Origin of the sequence: Enterococcus sp. 12F9_DIV0723, assembly GCF_002174375.1 — a bacterium.
Lineage (GTDB): Bacteria > Bacillota > Bacilli > Lactobacillales > Enterococcaceae > Enterococcus_A > Enterococcus_A gilvus.
This window is the reverse complement of the sequence record NZ_NIBK01000003.1, coordinates 38,086-53,557: the sequence shown is the minus strand read 5'-3', so window position 1 is coordinate 53,557 and position 15,472 is coordinate 38,086. Positions and strand designations below refer to the sequence as shown.

Here is a 15,472-nt window from a genome sequence, read left to right as displayed (position 1 = left end):
CGTCGTAAATTCGCTACATTTCCCTGCGACAGTTTTAACTGCATCAGGTTCCATGGGTATAATCTCAGCAATACAGCACCCCAAATGTTTCTCTTCAATTGGTTAGAGTATAACATACTTTTTTTAAAGCAACTAGCTTATAATGGAGGAGAAGCCTTCGAGCACGTCGAAGCGACGCTTATAGCCAACGAAAAAAAGAAAGGAGACGCCTATGTCGAAACCCGATTTTTCTGCGATCCATCACGTGGCGATCATTGTGTCTGATTATCAAAAAGCCCGCCATTTTTACGTCGATATTCTCGGTCTGCCGATCCTGCGGGAACATTACCGGCCTGAACGGCACGACTACAAGCTGGATCTGCAATTGAAGGACGCGGAATTGGAACTTTTTGCTGTCCAAGATCCGCCGAAACGCCCAAGCTTCCCAGAAGCGGCCGGTTTGCGTCATCTTGCCTTCAAAACCGAGGACATCGAAGCGACAGTGGCCTATTTAGCTAGTGAAGGGGTCGTCTGCGAACCGTTGCGCACCGATGATTTCACTGGCAAAAAAATGACCTTCTTCTTTGATCCTGACGGTCTGCCGCTAGAATTGCATGAATAAAAAAGAGGTGCCGCTGCATACGGGCACCTCTTTTTTACGCGTTCTCCACTGGGTATTTGATCGCGTTTTTCTTTAGTTTTTCGCTGATGATCTCGTCAATATCAAAGTCTAGATTGTCCGCCATCATATAAGAATAGATCAGCACATCTGCCAATTCCTCTTTCAGCCGCTCAGTTTGGGTCCGAGCTTCTTCAGAATCCTTCCATTGAAACAGCTCCAATAATTCGGCTGCTTCTAAGCAGATAGACAGCGCAAGATCCTTTTCATTGTGGAACGGGCGCCAATTGCGATCATCGCGAAATTGATTGATTTTCTCCATACTGTTCATAGTCGACCTTCTTTCGCTTCTATTCTATCACAGAAAGAAGGCTTCGTTTTTCCTCCAGCTCGGTGATCATCTCCTGTATCCACCGCGTACTCTGCCTTGTTAAAAAAGGATCGATCACTACCACTGGATAGTCCTGGGGCAACCCTTCCGCCGAACCCGTCGTGATCAAACAATCATAATTTTTCAATTCATTTCGTAGTTGCGGGTTTCCCCCGGATAATGTTTCAAAATGCAGAATGATAAAATTTCCATATATAGCGTCTGAAATTTGCTTGGCCAAAAAGCTTTCCTCTGTTGGCGTTAGATCAGACAGCAGCAGCACCTGCAGCAACGGCTCTTGGTTCGCCAGCCATTCCATGCTTCGCTCTTCTGTCGTCACCAATAAGTATGTATAGTTCCGCAAAAAATCTTCTTCTTGATACATCTGGTATTTTTCCGTAAATCGCTGAACGAGTTTCTTTACCCGTTCCACGCCGCGACTGTAAACCTTCGATACCTCTGATAAAAACACCGTCCGATTGCGCCATAGTAAGCAAACATACTGCCCTGCCGGATCATAAAGGTAAAATTCATTCGACAAGACGGTCGCCAGATTGATCCGACTTTGCTTGTCCAAGCGGTACCCTAGCATTTTGTTGTACGCCCCCACCAATTCATAGTGACGACTGAATAATTGCTGATACTTTTCATTGTCTGACATTGCAAGCGCACGATGAGAACTGCTGAATACGATCGAATCCGAAAAGAGCAGCCATAGCCCGTCGCGAACCAGCTCCGGCGACAGCTCGACCTCCGCGCCCTCATGGACCGCCTGCTTCAAGTGTTGATAATAAGGGCCTTTCGGCAACTCCAAGCCTTCTGTCCGCAAGTGATCGACCGGATACCGATGGCCATTTTTAACCCGCCAAATACTGATATAGAAATTGTAGATCAAACGCTTTTGAAAGACGTACTTTTCATGGATCTGATTGATCGAAACAAATTCCTGTACGTACTGCTCGATCACGTGATAGTGCTTCGCAGGCAGCTTCGGCAGTGTGCTTTCAAACGCCTCTTGCCGTTCACTGTAAAAGCGGTAATAAAAATTTCGGATCTCCCCTTCATTTCCCTCGACGCGTAAGGGCCGATAGCACAATTCTATCCCCGCCTCTGACAACGCCTCTTCGATCTTTTTAAGATAACGCTGCGTGTTTGAGGAACTAAGGTACAGCTTTTTCCCTAAAGCCGTGATATTTTCACATTCCTCATACAGCAATTCCTCGATGATCTGAAATTCAGGGCTCGTGTTCAAAATATTGGCATACAAATTTCCCAAACTGACTTTCTTGTCCACCTCTAGCCGATAAAGTCCCTTCGTTTTCGTAATCTGGAAACTGGGGTACTCCTCGTTGATCATCTCGATGTCATTCAACAAGATCGGCAGCGAACAATTCAATTCACTCAAAAGCTGATCACTCGACCACCCTTCCCGACGATAATAAAGCTGCTCCAGCAACGCCAATCGTCGTTTGTTGCTTGTCCCTAAAACCCCACGAAAATCCATGATCATTCTCCTCTCAAAAGAATGTCTTCACAAGTAAAATCCTGCGTTTCCCCTTATTGGATACTGCTTTAGACAGCCCGTTTCGGATTTTTACTCTTTTGCTAAAAAATTGGAATCCTCCTTTATTAATAGATTGATTCAAGGCTATTTTCTCAAAAATAGTCCGTTTTCCCAATAATAGAAAGAGAAAATACAAGAAATATTTTTGTGTTATTCAAAAATAATAGTATAAAAAAACGATAAAAGCAATTTTCGGTCAAAATTATTCAAAATATATGATTTCAAAATGACCTTTTTCTGAACGCTGAAAAACGGGTGCCTAAACACCCGCTAAAACAGCAAAAAAGTAGATTAATATCCTTAAATTAATTGTATTTTCTATGAAAAATGAGCAATTACCAACCAACTTTCACCTTAAAAATCATTTTTTCTTCTTACCCATTTTTTTTCAAAAAACAAAAAAACAAGAACCGTTTCGCTCTTGTTTTTTCGTCTTTATTGGTTTTATGCGTGATTTATCTGGCGATACTTGATAAATGCCCCTGTCATCAATGCTGCTCCGATCACTAAAAAGGCAATGATCCCTGTTCCACCTGTTGAAGGCAAGAAGCCGCCTTTTGACACGTTGGCGATCGGCAAGGTCGCTGCATCGTCAAAGGACCCTTTCTCTACAATGAACTCCTTATCCGTCTCCAACAATTGGAAGCCTTTCGGTGCCTCGATCTCACGTAAATAGTAGGTACCAACCGCTAGACCCGACACTTGCAGATGTCCGCCATTTTCGGACGTATAGTGTGTCGCTGTCGCGAAATCTTCTGTTTCTCCAACTTCTGTCCAAATCATTTGGTCATTTTTATTCGTTAAATAGTAATCTTTTCCATCTTCTTTTTTGATAACAACGAATTTAGCGCCATCCAATCCTTGCTTCTCTTTTTCGGATTCATGCTTCATAAATTTCTTACCGCCAGTAACGACAGGCGGTACGGTTGTATGGTCGTCCGTTTCTGTTTGTCCATCATGGGTCAGCTCAACGGAGAAGTTATTATTGATGTCAACGTCGACAGGCGTTTTATCCGTAAAGGAGATCGCGTAATAAATATGCAGTGTCTTTCCGCCAAAGGGCTTCAGATACTCCGCTGTCTCCTTCGATGAAGCAAACTTAGCAGCATCTCCATCGCTTTTCGCGTCAGACAAATTCATATCGATCGTGAATCCTGCTTTTTCATTGTAAGGAGCCGCGGTGCTCGTATAGCTCGCTGTTCCGTGAGAGAGGAAGGCCGCTTTGATATCGTCTGTTTTATCCGCGATCGAGATTCGTTCGATCCCTTCAAATTTCACGCCATTTTGTGACACCTCATCCTTGAATTGCAATTTCGTGTAACGTGTCTGCAAACTGCCCTCTGAGTCAAGAATCTCACCAATTTGGCTCGGGATCGTAAAGCTTGCATGGTAGTAGATTTTTTTGCCTACTTCATAATCGTAGCGATCTTTCCCCGTCAATTCCTTCCCGTCTTCGTCCACAAGCTCTTTGTCGATCTCACCTTTGATCTTGTTTTTTGGATACAAATGGATATCCGTGTTCTCACCCGCTTCATCGACAACAGGCAATACTAAAATCAATGGTACCGCCGAAGCCGTCGCGCCTTTACTGTCGGTTTCTTCAAACAGGTAGACCTTGTACGTTCCCTCTGTTGTCCGCTTATCCAAATCAGCAAAAGTAGCCAAGCCCAATTTATCCGTAGTTTCAGAACCCTTTGATACGGCTGCATCCTTGTTCAATTTAAAGTTCTTCATTAAATCCTTCACAGCCGCCTCGTATACGGCCTTCGACGCATTCGGCGCTACGAGTTTATTCAATTGTGTGTAAAAATCAGTGGTGATGTCCCACGCCTCAAAGGTGACTTCAGCCAGACCTTCGTATTGCTCAAATTCGGCCATTTCCTTCCCTGTATTCTCTACTGGATTCGTTGGGAATTGGTCCATTTTTTTCTTGTGAAGTGTGACATCCACTTTTCCTTCAGCAGCGGCCTGTACCGCGCCCCCAAACCCAAACACTCCGGCGATCAGCGGAAGCAGACACACGATCGCTATGACAACCCGAACTATCTTCTTACTTTTCATTCATTTTTCCTCCTGTTTTTTTGTTTTTGATAAGCCAGACCACCGCCCCCAGCTAGAGCTAGCAGAATTCCGCTATACAGAAAATTACTAGGACGCTCATTTGTTTGAGGCAATGATGTTTTTGTTGATGGCTTATTCTCATGATTGGGTGATTCCTCGATCAGCTCTTCTGTCCTTGCGGTCGTTTGGTATTTTCCATACAGATACACCGTTGCCGTCGGATACTCTGTCGGCAGAAACAAAACCAGTGGCAGAAACTCTTGGTTCCCCGTTTCCCCCAAAGCTGAAAATAAATAAACGGCTGGCTTCCCTTGCTGATGATAAGGAAGCGCTGCTTGCATAAGCCCGTCAGACCCAACAGCTAAAGGGCGCTCATTTACTTTGCTTAACGCCGCCTGTTGGATGACCCGTTGGAATTGTTGTTTATTTTGATACTGATCTAGCCAAAATTGCTTGCTCTTCTTTTCGCTTTGATTGTTTTTTTGACACCACTCGGTCAAATCGTACACATCAAAGGTGAGCGCTTCCGTTCCAGCAACGAATTCTCCAGCGCGCTTCGTATCGATCGACACGGAAACGGCGGCTTCCGAAGCAAAGGCCGAATTCCCGTAAAAAAAATAGACGATCACTAAACAAATAAGACTTAATTTTTTCAAGTACGAGCCCCTCTCTCTATTCTTCCTCCACTGCCTGCGCCACCGTTTCAACGATTTCTCCCTTTATATAGAAGAACTTCCCCAGCAAAAACTGAACGCTCAGAATTCTTATTTTTCAACGGAATGACCTTCCCCACCTGCACAAATAATATTTTAAACAACTTCTTTTCTACGTGCTTTTTCACAAAAAAATTGATCGTAGTTATTTTTAAAGATTTAAAACCGCTTGTTTAAAGGCATTTATCACTAATATTAGAAAGAATCCGTTATAAACCTTTTTTTATTATTTTTAATTACGAATTAAGTTTTTTTAAATCGCTTGTTTAGGCAAAATAAAAACACTCATTTCCTCAATGAGTGTTTTTAAAAACGGCTATTCTCCCCGTTATAACAGCGATTACATTTGCTTGTTCGTTATTAGCAGAGGTGTTTTAGACAGGCTTAATTGATCAAATTTACGTAGTATTTCTCCCAAAATTCGTCCGTAACGACCCGTTCTCCATCCTCAATCACAAACTCGCCCTTTTCAGGTTCGACGATTCGATCATCAGGAACATGGTACAGACGACGCTGACCTTTGATAGGAAAAGGCTTGATGCAGCGCACATTTTCAAACACCCACGCATAGGAATGGGGCGTTTCCTTTACAGCGACCAGATCAACGATACAGACAGCATGACCAGAGATGCATCCAGGTGTTTTGATGGCTGTTGAGCAGATCAATAACGGGCCACGATGATGCGTAGACCACGAACGGTATTCCTCGGTTTTCTTCCCAGAAAGAATGTCCATGACCGGCTCAGGATGAATCGAAATAGCTTTCAAATGATTCGCCTCACTTTTCTTATTTATCCCTATTTTATCACTTATTTGAACACCAAGAAAAAATCCCAAGTTCCATCAGTTGCCCTGTTGGAGCGCCGCGAAAATTTCCAGCCACGATTCCTCAAAGACAACAATGGTCGTAGCAATCCCTTGATTTTCAGGGCGTCCCGCTACTTCATAAAGCACCCGCGCCGCTGCTTTTTTTGGATAACCATAGATCCCTGCACTCAAAACGGGCACTGCAAGGCTCTCGAGCTTGTATTCCTGCGCTAGCTGATAGACCGCTTCATAGGCACTGTAGAGCAACTTTTCTTCCTCGTGTTCGCCATCTTGATAACGCGGGCCAACCGCATGAATCACATACGTCGCAGACAGCTCAAAAGCTGGCGTGATCACCGCCGTCCCTGTCGGTGTTCCGCCAATCGCCCCCATCGCCTTTTTCAAATTCGGTCCCGCTGCTCGGTTCAATGCGCCATCCACACCGCCTCCGGGAATCAAAGCCGCATTCGCCGCATTGATGATAGCTTCTACTTGAAAGGTCAAATGCGCGATATCTCCCACTACTACTTGAATCACCGTCTTCTCCTCCTTTGTTCTGCTCCTTCTATCCTACAGTCCTTCTGGCTTGCGGGGCAACTGTTAACGTTCAGACCGTTGTCATAAAAAAAGACACCTTCTCCTCAACGGAAAAAAGTGTCTTTGAAGGCAGTCCTCCATTAGTGCTGTTCAGCCTGCTCAAAGGCGTCTAAAATCTCACGAACTTCAGCCGTCGATTTCGTATTCATCAAGCGCACGCGTAAGTCATTCGCACCGGGAAACCCTTTAACATAAATTTTGAAGAATCGGTGCAAGCCAACGATCGAACGAGGAACTTTCTCCGCATACCGGTCTTGCAAATCAAGCTGTAAACGCAGCAGTCCAATCAATTCTTCGGGAGAATGTTCTTTAGCTTCCTTTTCAAAGGCATAAGGATTCTTAAAAATCCCACGACCGATCATCAGACCATCTACACCATATTTTTCTGCCAGATCCAAGCCCATCTGACGATCCAAAATATCCCCATTGATCGTGATCAGCGTTTGCGGTGCTAGCGCATCCCGCAGCTTCACGATCTCAGGAATCAGATCCCAATGCGCATCCACCTTGCTCATCTCTTTGCGCGTCCGCATATGAACAGAAAGATTGGCGATGTCCTGCTCCAGCAAATGACTGATCCACTCCGTCATCTCCGCGGTATCTGTAAATCCAAGACGTGTCTTCACACTTACAGGCAATCCCCCAGCTTTTGCTGCTTGGATCAATTCCGCCGCCACTTCTGGCCGCAAAATCAAGCCGCTGCCTTTTCCTCGTTCCGCCACATTCGGCACCGGGCACCCCATATTGATATCGATTCCGCTGAAGCCCATCTCCGCCATCGCAAGACTCATCTCGCGGAAAAATTCAGGCTTGTCTCCCCAGATATGCGCCACCATCGGCTGTTCATCCTCAGTAAACATCAACCTACCGCGAACGCTCTCGATCCCATCAGGATGACAAAAACTATCCGAATTCGTAAATTCCGTAAAAAATACATCCGGTGCGCCCGCTTCCTTCACCACATGACGGAAGACCACGTCCGTCACATCCTCCATCGGAGCTAAAACAAAAAAGGGCTTCGGCAATTCCGCCCAAAAATTATTCTTCATTATGTAGATTTCCTCCTACTATCGCTATGTATACAAAACAACGTTATTATACTAAGGTTTGCGGGAAGAAGCAAAAATACAAATCACAAAATAAAAATACACTCAGCTTTCACTAAGTGTACTTGATCTCATGGATATGTTCTTTGCTGTCGTACCACAGTTCCTCCGGTGAGTAATGATCCGTCCCATTGAGGATGACTTCTCCCGTCTCCTTGATCTCAAACTCTGAGCCCAACCAATAGTGGGCTTTCGGACCGCCGAACATCCACAGTCCCCCTTTGCGTTTCCAGCGCCAAGGAGAAAAAACATCAACAATATCCTTGTACAAATGCGACCTCAGATAGCGAATCTCACCAGTGTCGAACGTGATTCGTAAAAAACTAGAGACATTTTCCACTTTTGTCGCTTTCGGTACGTCACCTTCTGGATATTGTTTTATCTCGATCGATTTATCCATCTCCTCGTCTCCCTTTGTTTTAGAAAAGAAAGAGGCAAAAAAGGACGGCTTGGAATTTCCCAGCAGTTCGTCTGCCGTCACCTGAAAAAAATCACTTAACTTCACCAGCATATCCAAATCGGGGTAGCTTTTGTTCCGTTCCCATTTCGAAACCGCCTGCGGTGTGACGCTGAGAAAATCAGCCAAGTCTTTCTGTGACATCTTTTTCACTTCTCTTAATTCCCTGATTTTTGCTCCGATCTCTACCATGACTATAGCCCTCCAATGTGTAAACAGACAATAAACCTTCTGTTGAAATAGCGAAAACTAAGCTCAACCATTCGTTGAATACTTAAATTTTACCATGACCAGAAGGTTTACATCGATAAAGTTTATTCATTTTTACTGGGCTCTTTGCAAACGGAGGGGCTATTTCTCAATAGGCGATATAATCATCCAATTTCTGGACATTGCAGACAATGATTCTTCGTCTGCCGTTGTCACTATTGGTAAATGCGATCACGCCCTCTTCCTTCAGCTTCTTCATCATTCTGCTGACGCTTGCGTACGTAGCGATACCGCAAAATGCTGCAATATCCTCATTAGTGACCTCAAAATCAATCAAGATCTTTGATCCGCCGTCCAATTCGCGTCCGAACTTCAAGACCAGATCTCTTAAAAAGCTCGCCAATGCTCCTAATTTGCCATTCATGGTCAAACGCTGCAAACGCGAAAAATTTTCAGACAAGCGATGGCGGTAATATTGTTTTACATAGTTTTGGAGATACGGATCGTTGTTGACATACTTCCAAAATTGCACCCGATTGATCTGATAAAAAGTAGCCGTCGGTGATTCGATCCGTACGTTGAAGGGTTGTTCATCGTATTGAAGTGCTTCGTCATGCAGCAGTGAAATAACGTCCGGCTGATTGATATAGGAAATATTAAATTCCCGACCATCCTGCAAAATGACCGACGTTTTGATAACGCCCTCCTTCAGGATAAACACACTCGCCGCTTTTAAGCCGTGAAAAGTCAGATACGTATGATAGTCTTTCGTAATAACCGGAATTTGTTTGTCTTCCAGAAAATTAACGAGGTAATCGATGTCTTTATTATTCATAGTTTTCCTTCCAATCCCTACTTTCATTTATGAATGAAAGAATCTGTTGTATTTTATCATATCCTCTTACCATTTGGTAATGTCAAAGGACGATGCTTCTCGATAATGCTCAGAAACAATGCCTATCAACAAGGTGAGCGTCGTTCTTGGGCCTTATCATAAGTCTTGTACCAAATAGAAAGAGGATGAAGAACAAATGATTGAACTAGCACTTCCTTACGACAACAAAACAATAATTGCAAAAATAGAAGACGACCGTTTTGCGGGGTCTCTCGTTTCTCAAGCCGCTACCTACCGTGCGGAGTATTCAGAAGAGGAGCTAGTCGAACGCTCTTTAGATTTTCCTATCGCTTCTCCCAAACTAGAAGAGCTAGCGAAGGGAAAGAAAAACATCGTCATTATTTCTTCCGACCACACGAGACCCGTTCCTTCAAAGATCATCACACCGATTCTTTTACGCCGCATTCGTTCCGTTGCTCCTGATGCACGAATCCGAATTTTAGTCGCCACAGGTTTCCACAGACCCTCCACAAAAGAAGAGCTGATCAGTAAATATGGCAAAGACATCGTTGCCCATGAAGAAATCGTTATGCATTATTCTGAACGAGACGAAGACATGGTGACCCTTGGTAAACTCCCTTCTGGCGGTGATCTGATCATTAATAAAGTGGCAATGGAGGCAGATTTACTACTGTCAGAAGGATTTATTGAATCTCACTTCTTCGCTGGTTTTTCTGGCGGTAGAAAATCTGTCTTACCGGGTATTTCTTCTTATAAAACGATCATGGCCAATCATTCAGGCGAGTTTATCAATGATAAACATTCGCGGACAGGGAACCTCAAGCATAATTTGATCCATGAAGACATGGCTTACGCGGCCAAAACGGCGCATTTAGCCTTTATCCTGAACGTCGTCCTTGATGAAGATAAGAAAATCATCGGCTCCTTCGCCGGCGACTTGGAAAAAGCACATAAAAAAGGCACAGTGTTCGTTAATTCCTTATCTCAAGTCGACGCGATCGAATCCGACATCACGATCTCTACCAATGGCGGATATCCCCTTGATCAAAACATCTATCAAGCAGTAAAAGGCATGACCTCCGCTGAAGCTACAAATAAACTGGGGGGAACGATCATCATGGTTGCCGGCTGTCGAGACGGACACGGCGGCGAAGGCTTCTATCATAATATTGCGGATGTTGCCGATCCTAAGGAATTTCTCGACAAAGCTATCCACACCCCGCGACTAGAAACCGTCCCAGATCAATGGACGTCTCAGATCCTTGCTCGTATTTTGGTGAACCATCACGTCATCTTGGTGTCTGACCTCGTGGATCCTCAATTAGTCACCGATATGCACATGGCGCTTTCGACATCCTTAGAGGATGCACTAGAAAAGGCCTACGATCGTGAAGGAAAAGAAGCGAAGGTCGTCGTTATTCCAGATGGACTCGGCGTCATCGTCAAAGGAACGAATTAAGATGGACGCAAAAAAAATAAAAGAACTCTTACAGCTTGTTTCGGAACAAAAACTAAGCCCGGAAGATGCGGCAGAAACGATTCATAACGACGGCTTCACTGATTTAGGCTTTGCCAAGATCGATACAGAGAGAGGCCAGCGAACAGGGATGCCTGAAATTGTTTATGGGGAAGGAAAAACCGCTACTCAAATCATCAGGATCGTCGAAGCCATGCTAGGAGAACAAAACAACATCCTAGTCACAAGAGTCGACGGAAAAAAAGCAGCGGCTGTTAGAACGAAACTCCCCCACCTGCACTACGATACGGCTTCAGAAATCTTGCTGTGGGAAAGAAATCCACAAATGAAGACACAAGGAAAGATTGCCATAGTCACCGCAGGAACCTCCGATCTGAAGGTTGCTGAAGAAGCTGCGATTACAGCAGAAGCCTTTGGAAACAGCGTAGACAGAATCTATGACGTCGGCGTTGCAGGAATCCATCGCTTGTTTGCTCGCCTTGAACAAATCCGGGCAGCACAAGTGGTGATCGTGATTGCCGGAATGGAAGGGGCGCTGGCTTCCGTGGTTGGAGGACTGGTTAGTACGCCGATCATTGCAGTACCGACAAGTGTAGGCTACGGAACAGCCTTCAATGGCTTGGCTGCACTCCTCACGATGCTCAACAGCTGTGCTACAGGTATCACGGTCGTAAATATTGATAACGGCTTCGGCGCCGGATATGCGGCTAGTAAAATCAACCATTTAGCGGAGGCTGCGAAATGAAAACTCTCTATCTTGACCCCTTTTCAGGCATCAGCGGAAATATGTTACTAGGAACCTTGTTTGACCTTGGGCTGGACGTTGAGGACTTCACCCACGAATTAGCCAAACTAAAGCTGACAGGATACCAATTATCACTGACCAAAACAACAAAGTCAGCGATCGACGGGCATTTATTTGAAGTCGTGCTAAGCGACGAGTTCAAGGGGCATCACCCTGATGAAGGTGCGGAAATGATCCATCATCACGGAAGAAATCTTGCGGCCATCGAAGGACTTATCCATGCTTCAGAGCTGAGTGCGTCCATCAAACAGAGCGCCTGTGCCGTCTTCGAAGAGATCGCAGCAGCGGAAGCGCGTGTCCACGGAAAAACGATCAATGAGATCCATTTCCATGAAGTCGGTGCGATCGATTCGATCGTGGACGTCGTCGGCTTTTTTATTGGGTTAGAACTTTTACAAATCCAGCACGTCCTTTGCGGCACTCTTGTTGATGGAACTGGGACGATCACTGTGGCTCACGGCGTCATGCCCGTTCCAGTTCCCGCAGTCATGCAGATGCGGTTGAATAGCAATGTCCCTTTTCGGCAGCGAGAAGATGTCCTCACTGAGCTGGTTACACCAACTGGATTTGGACTGATCAAGCACACCGCAGAGACCTTCGGCACCCTCCCGGAAAATGTGATGATCGAAAAGATCGGATACGGGTTTGGAACGCGAGAGACCGGCAGCTTGAACGCCCTCAGAGGCTGTCTCTGTAATTCTTTACTGAGCAATCAGCAAGTCCCCCGTGAACAAGATCATGTGTTGTTGATCGAGACCAACTTAGATGATGCTACAGGACAGGAATTATCCGACGTGATGCAGCTCCTGCTTGAAAAAGGAGCAAAAGACGTTTGGACAGCACCCATTACCATGAAAAAAGGCCGTCCTGCCTACAAGCTGAGTCTCTTAGCGGCCCCTGCCCAAAACGATGAAATGGTCAAAATCTTATTTGAAACGACTTCTTCGATCGGCGTTAGGCAGCAACTGCTAGACAGAAAAATCATGCAACGAACGGTTCGTTTAGAAAAAACAGCCCTTGGCGATGTTCATGTTAAACACTTGTCTTATCAGGGCCTTTCAAAGAGTTCCTTTGAACATGACGAGCTTCTCGCCTTAGCCAAAGAAAAAAGGTGCACGATCACTGAGGTAAAAAATCAATTAATGGAACAACTTCAAAAGAACGAATAAAGAAAGAAGCCTTCAAATGACCTTATTAAAAGAAAAAGAAAAAAAGCTGCAAGCAATTTTATCCCATTATCAAAAAGTCGTCGTTAGTTTTTCCGGCGGGATCGACTCGACACTCGCATTAAAGGAAGCTCTCGACACACTAGGCAAAGAAAATGTTCTCGCTGTCGTTGCCGACTCTGAATTTTTTGCGGACGATGAATACGAAGAAGCCCTTCAATTAGCCGAAGAAATGGGCGCGCGGGTGATGGGGGTGCAACTAGATTATTTAGCAGATGAGCATATCAAAAACAACCAGCCGGATTCGTGGTATTACATGAAAAAAATCTTCTATACCAAGTTGACAGAAATCGCCGAAGAATTTGGGGCGAATGCTGTAGTTGACGGCATCATCATGGATGACGACGCGGATTTCCGACCAGGTCTTCGCGCGAGAAATGAAGCAGGAGCGGTCTCCATTTTGCAGCAAGCGACCCTTTACAAAGACGAAGTCCGCCAGCTCTCACAACTCTTAGGCTTGAAAAACTGGAACAAGGCCCCCTCATGTTCAGTTTCCTCGCGCTTTCCCTACAATACAAAATTGACGAGTAAAAAGCTGCGGCAAGTCTTAGCCGCTGAAAAATATTTAAAGGAATTAGGATTTCCTACGGTACGAGTCCGTGTCCATAAAAAATTGGCCCGCATTGAAGTCCCTGAAGAAGCTATCGCGCAAGTGGTGGCTCAACGCGCCGCGATCACTAAAAAATTAAGCGAACTAGGCTACGACTATATTTCAGTCGATCTTGACGGGTTTATCAGCGGTCGAATGAATCAGACACTTTCAGAAGAAGAAAAATCAACCATATTAGCGGGGTAGAAAAAATGCATGACTCATTATTTATACGTTGTCTCACCGAACTGATGGGCACAGCCATTATGGTCGCTTTGGGAAATGGTTCGGTAGCAAATGTTGAACTACGTGGAACAAAAGGCTTTCAAGGCGGCTGGATCTTGATTGGTTTTGGGTACGGGATCGGTGTGATGATCCCTGCCCTCATGTTCGCTGCCATATCTGGCGCCCAGATCAATCCAGCCATGACCATCGCCTTAGCCGTCAGCGGCAGCTTTCCTTGGAAAGACGTACTGCCCTACGTTCTTGCGCAAGTCCTCGGTGCAATTTTAGGACAGTTGCTCGTCGTCTTCGCCTATAAGCCCTATTATGATCAGACTGAAAATTCCGAAGCGATTTTAGCGACCTTCGCAACGATCGATGCCGCGAACAGTAAATTAAACGGCTTTATCAATGAATACATCGGCACGTTTTTATTAGTATTCGGCGCACTATTCATCACGGCTGACACGATCGACCCCCGTGCCGACTTTCTTGGCTTAGGGTTCTTGGTCATGTGTTTAGTCATCTCTTTCGGAGGGCCTACTGGACCTGCACTAAATCCCGCTAGAGATATAGGACCCAGACTTTTGCACGCCTTGTGGCCTTTTAAATTTAAAGGAAGCTCTCAATTCAACTATAGCTGGGTCCCAGTCCTTGCGCCCATTTGCGGTGCCATCACTGCTACGATGCTGTACAAACTCATCGTCAACTAAAGGCTGTTCAGCCGGCACCTGTCGCTGGACTGCTTTTCCTGAAAGGAGATACTCATGAAAAAACAGATAGCGATCGCTTCTGTTCCTTATTACTTAGCCATTTTAGCCCTGCATCTTTGTACGTTCTCATGGCTATGGGTGATCGCAAGACAAAGACCCTCTCTGATTGGCTTAGGACTTGTCGCCTATACATTGGGCCTGAGACACGCATTTGATGCCGATCATATTGCCGCGATCGATAATACCGTCAGAAAATTAATCCATCAGAAACAAAAATCCTGCGGCGTAGGTTTCTACTTTTCCTTGGGACACTCAAGCGTGGTGCTCCTCATTATTTTTTTAGTTAATCTATCCGCTGATTTTTTTAAAGAGCATTTATCTTTCTTAAAAGTATTGGGCGGAACAGCAGGGGGCATCATCTCTGGAACATTCTTACTCTTTCTAGCTATCAATAACTTGATCATTCTTATCCATCTGATAACTATCCGTAAGAAAAAAACAGACGAACAACTCGAACACGAAAACGTGGAAAATCTCTTAAATTCAAGAGGACTGCTGGCAAAAATTCTGACACCCTTTTTACATATGGTCACGAAAGCCTGGCATATGTACCCTATCGGTTTCCTATTCGGCTTAGGCTTTGATACCGCTACGGAGATCGGTCTGATTTCCCTTTCTGCCGAAAACAATCACACTTTGATAGGCTGGAACAGCATGGTCTTTCCGTTATTGTTCGCAGCAGGGATGTCTCTCATGGATACCAGTGATTCCGTCATGATGTCCGGCGCATACAGTTGGGCCTTTGCCATGCCCGAACGTAAAATGAACTACAATCTGATCGTCACCTCTATCTCAATCATCGTGGCTTTTACGATCGGAGCAGTCGAATTGGCACAAGTCGGAATCAGCACCCTAGGACCCCTCAACAACTTTGGGCTCTGGATCTCAACGATCGATTTTAATAAAGCCGGAATCTACATGATCCTTCTGTTCGCTGCCCTCTGGCTCGGCTCCTACTTTGTGTGGCAAGTCAGAAAAGCGCACGCGTGATGAATTGAAAAGTATTCATTAAACAAACAGAACTTCCCTTCAAGCTAAGCC

The 15,472-nt window shown here is 45.1% G+C and carries 16 protein-coding genes and 1 riboswitch; of the genes, 7 read left to right on the top strand and 9 right to left on the bottom strand.

The window, feature by feature from the left end:
• Positions 1–3 precede the first annotated feature (3 nt).
• Positions 4–93, bottom strand: a riboswitch (TPP riboswitch).
• Positions 94–211: 118 nt separating this feature from the next.
• Positions 212–601, top strand: a complete 390-nt coding sequence (gene gloA2 / locus A5868_RS17540; protein ID WP_086306270.1) for an SMU1112c/YaeR family gloxylase I-like metalloprotein — start codon at positions 212–214, stop codon at positions 599–601.
• Positions 602–635: 34 nt separating this feature from the next.
• On the opposite strand, the gene A5868_RS17535 is transcribed toward gloA2, so the two are convergent.
• The 9 genes from A5868_RS17535 to A5868_RS17495 all read right to left on the bottom strand — a co-directional run bounded on the left by A5868_RS17535 (position 636) and on the right by A5868_RS17495 (position 9,318).
• Positions 636–929, bottom strand: coding sequence for a nucleotide pyrophosphohydrolase (locus A5868_RS17535; protein ID WP_010779411.1), 294 nt, complete (start codon positions 927–929; stop codon positions 636–638).
• 19 nt (positions 930–948) lie between these two features.
• Complete coding sequence (locus tag A5868_RS17530) at positions 949–2,472, bottom strand: helix-turn-helix domain-containing protein (RefSeq protein WP_086306269.1); 1,524 nt, start codon at positions 2,470–2,472, stop codon at positions 949–951.
• A gap of 504 nt (positions 2,473–2,976) precedes the next feature.
• Positions 2,977–4,593 carry a SpaH/EbpB family LPXTG-anchored major pilin gene (locus A5868_RS17525; RefSeq protein WP_086306268.1) on the bottom strand — a complete coding sequence of 539 codons (1,617 nt, stop codon included), beginning with the start codon at positions 4,591–4,593 and terminating at the stop codon, positions 2,977–2,979.
• Positions 4,590–5,249: a pilin N-terminal domain-containing protein gene (locus tag A5868_RS17520; protein ID WP_086306267.1), complete on the bottom strand. Its 660-nt coding sequence runs from the start codon at positions 5,247–5,249 to the stop codon at positions 4,590–4,592. The genes A5868_RS17525 and A5868_RS17520 overlap by 4 nt, the downstream gene beginning before the upstream one ends.
• Positions 5,250–5,690: 441 nt before the next feature.
• Positions 5,691–6,074: an ASCH domain-containing protein gene (locus tag A5868_RS17515; RefSeq protein ID WP_010779407.1), complete on the bottom strand. Its 384-nt coding sequence runs from the start codon at positions 6,072–6,074 to the stop codon at positions 5,691–5,693.
• Positions 6,075–6,149: 75 nt separating this feature from the next.
• Entirely contained in the window at positions 6,150–6,650 is a 501-nt protein-coding gene (locus tag A5868_RS17510; protein ID WP_086306266.1) for a macro domain-containing protein, read from the bottom strand.
• Positions 6,651–6,790: 140 nt separating this feature from the next.
• Entirely contained in the window at positions 6,791–7,759 is a 969-nt protein-coding gene (locus A5868_RS17505) for a tRNA dihydrouridine synthase (RefSeq protein ID WP_086306265.1), read from the bottom strand.
• A 112-nt stretch (positions 7,760–7,871) separates the two neighbouring features.
• On the bottom strand, positions 7,872–8,465 hold the full coding sequence (locus tag A5868_RS17500) for a helix-turn-helix domain-containing protein (protein ID WP_010779404.1): 594 nt from the start codon (positions 8,463–8,465) through the stop codon (positions 7,872–7,874).
• A 166-nt stretch (positions 8,466–8,631) separates the two neighbouring features.
• On the bottom strand, positions 8,632–9,318 hold the full coding sequence (locus A5868_RS17495; protein WP_010779403.1) for a Crp/Fnr family transcriptional regulator: 687 nt from the start codon (positions 9,316–9,318) through the stop codon (positions 8,632–8,634).
• Positions 9,319–9,514: 196 nt separating this feature from the next.
• Here A5868_RS17495 and larA point away from each other — a divergent pair, with 196 nt between their 5' ends.
• From larA to A5868_RS17465, 6 genes are read left to right on the top strand one after another with little or no spacing between them, the layout of a single operon-like run.
• Positions 9,515–10,798: a nickel-dependent lactate racemase gene (larA, locus tag A5868_RS17490; RefSeq protein ID WP_086306264.1), complete on the top strand. Its 1,284-nt coding sequence runs from the start codon at positions 9,515–9,517 to the stop codon at positions 10,796–10,798.
• Between the two features lies 1 nt (position 10,799).
• Positions 10,800–11,561 (top strand): nickel pincer cofactor biosynthesis protein LarB, encoded by a 762-nt coding sequence (gene larB, locus A5868_RS17485; protein ID WP_086306263.1) that lies wholly within the window; start codon positions 10,800–10,802, stop codon positions 11,559–11,561.
• Positions 11,558–12,790 carry a nickel pincer cofactor biosynthesis protein LarC gene (larC, locus tag A5868_RS17480; protein ID WP_086306262.1) on the top strand — a complete coding sequence of 411 codons (1,233 nt, stop codon included), beginning with the start codon at positions 11,558–11,560 and terminating at the stop codon, positions 12,788–12,790. Before larB ends, larC begins: the two co-directional genes overlap by 4 nt.
• Positions 12,791–12,806: 16 nt before the next feature.
• Positions 12,807–13,643, top strand: coding sequence for an ATP-dependent sacrificial sulfur transferase LarE (gene larE / locus A5868_RS17475; protein WP_086306261.1), 837 nt, complete (start codon positions 12,807–12,809; stop codon positions 13,641–13,643).
• A 5-nt stretch (positions 13,644–13,648) separates the two neighbouring features.
• Positions 13,649–14,371 carry an MIP/aquaporin family protein gene (locus tag A5868_RS17470; protein WP_086306260.1) on the top strand — a complete coding sequence of 241 codons (723 nt, stop codon included), beginning with the start codon at positions 13,649–13,651 and terminating at the stop codon, positions 14,369–14,371.
• A gap of 54 nt (positions 14,372–14,425) precedes the next feature.
• On the top strand, positions 14,426–15,421 hold the full coding sequence (locus tag A5868_RS17465) for a HoxN/HupN/NixA family nickel/cobalt transporter (protein WP_086306259.1): 996 nt from the start codon (positions 14,426–14,428) through the stop codon (positions 15,419–15,421).
• Positions 15,422–15,472: the final 51 nt, after the last annotated feature.

Coding starts and splice junctions, on each gene's coding strand:
- A5868_RS17495 (WP_010779403.1), bottom strand. CDS start 9,318: ATGAATAATAAAGACATCGATTACCTCGTTAATTTTCTGGAAGACAAA.
- A5868_RS17465 (WP_086306259.1), top strand. CDS start 14,426: ATGAAAAAACAGATAGCGATCGCTTCTGTTCCTTATTACTTAGCCATT.
- A5868_RS17505 (WP_086306265.1), bottom strand. CDS start 7,759: ATGAAGAATAATTTTTGGGCGGAATTGCCGAAGCCCTTTTTTGTTTTA.
- A5868_RS17500 (WP_010779404.1), bottom strand. CDS start 8,465: ATGGTAGAGATCGGAGCAAAAATCAGGGAATTAAGAGAAGTGAAAAAG.
- A5868_RS17530 (WP_086306269.1), bottom strand. CDS start 2,472: ATGGATTTTCGTGGGGTTTTAGGGACAAGCAACAAACGACGATTGGCG.
- A5868_RS17525 (WP_086306268.1), bottom strand. CDS start 4,593: ATGAAAAGTAAGAAGATAGTTCGGGTTGTCATAGCGATCGTGTGTCTG.
- larC (WP_086306262.1), top strand. CDS start 11,558: ATGAAAACTCTCTATCTTGACCCCTTTTCAGGCATCAGCGGAAATATG.
- gloA2 (WP_086306270.1), top strand. CDS start 212: ATGTCGAAACCCGATTTTTCTGCGATCCATCACGTGGCGATCATTGTG.
- A5868_RS17470 (WP_086306260.1), top strand. CDS start 13,649: ATGCATGACTCATTATTTATACGTTGTCTCACCGAACTGATGGGCACA.
- larE (WP_086306261.1), top strand. CDS start 12,807: ATGACCTTATTAAAAGAAAAAGAAAAAAAGCTGCAAGCAATTTTATCC.
- A5868_RS17535 (WP_010779411.1), bottom strand. CDS start 929: ATGAACAGTATGGAGAAAATCAATCAATTTCGCGATGATCGCAATTGG.
- larB (WP_086306263.1), top strand. CDS start 10,800: ATGGACGCAAAAAAAATAAAAGAACTCTTACAGCTTGTTTCGGAACAA.
- larA (WP_086306264.1), top strand. CDS start 9,515: ATGATTGAACTAGCACTTCCTTACGACAACAAAACAATAATTGCAAAA.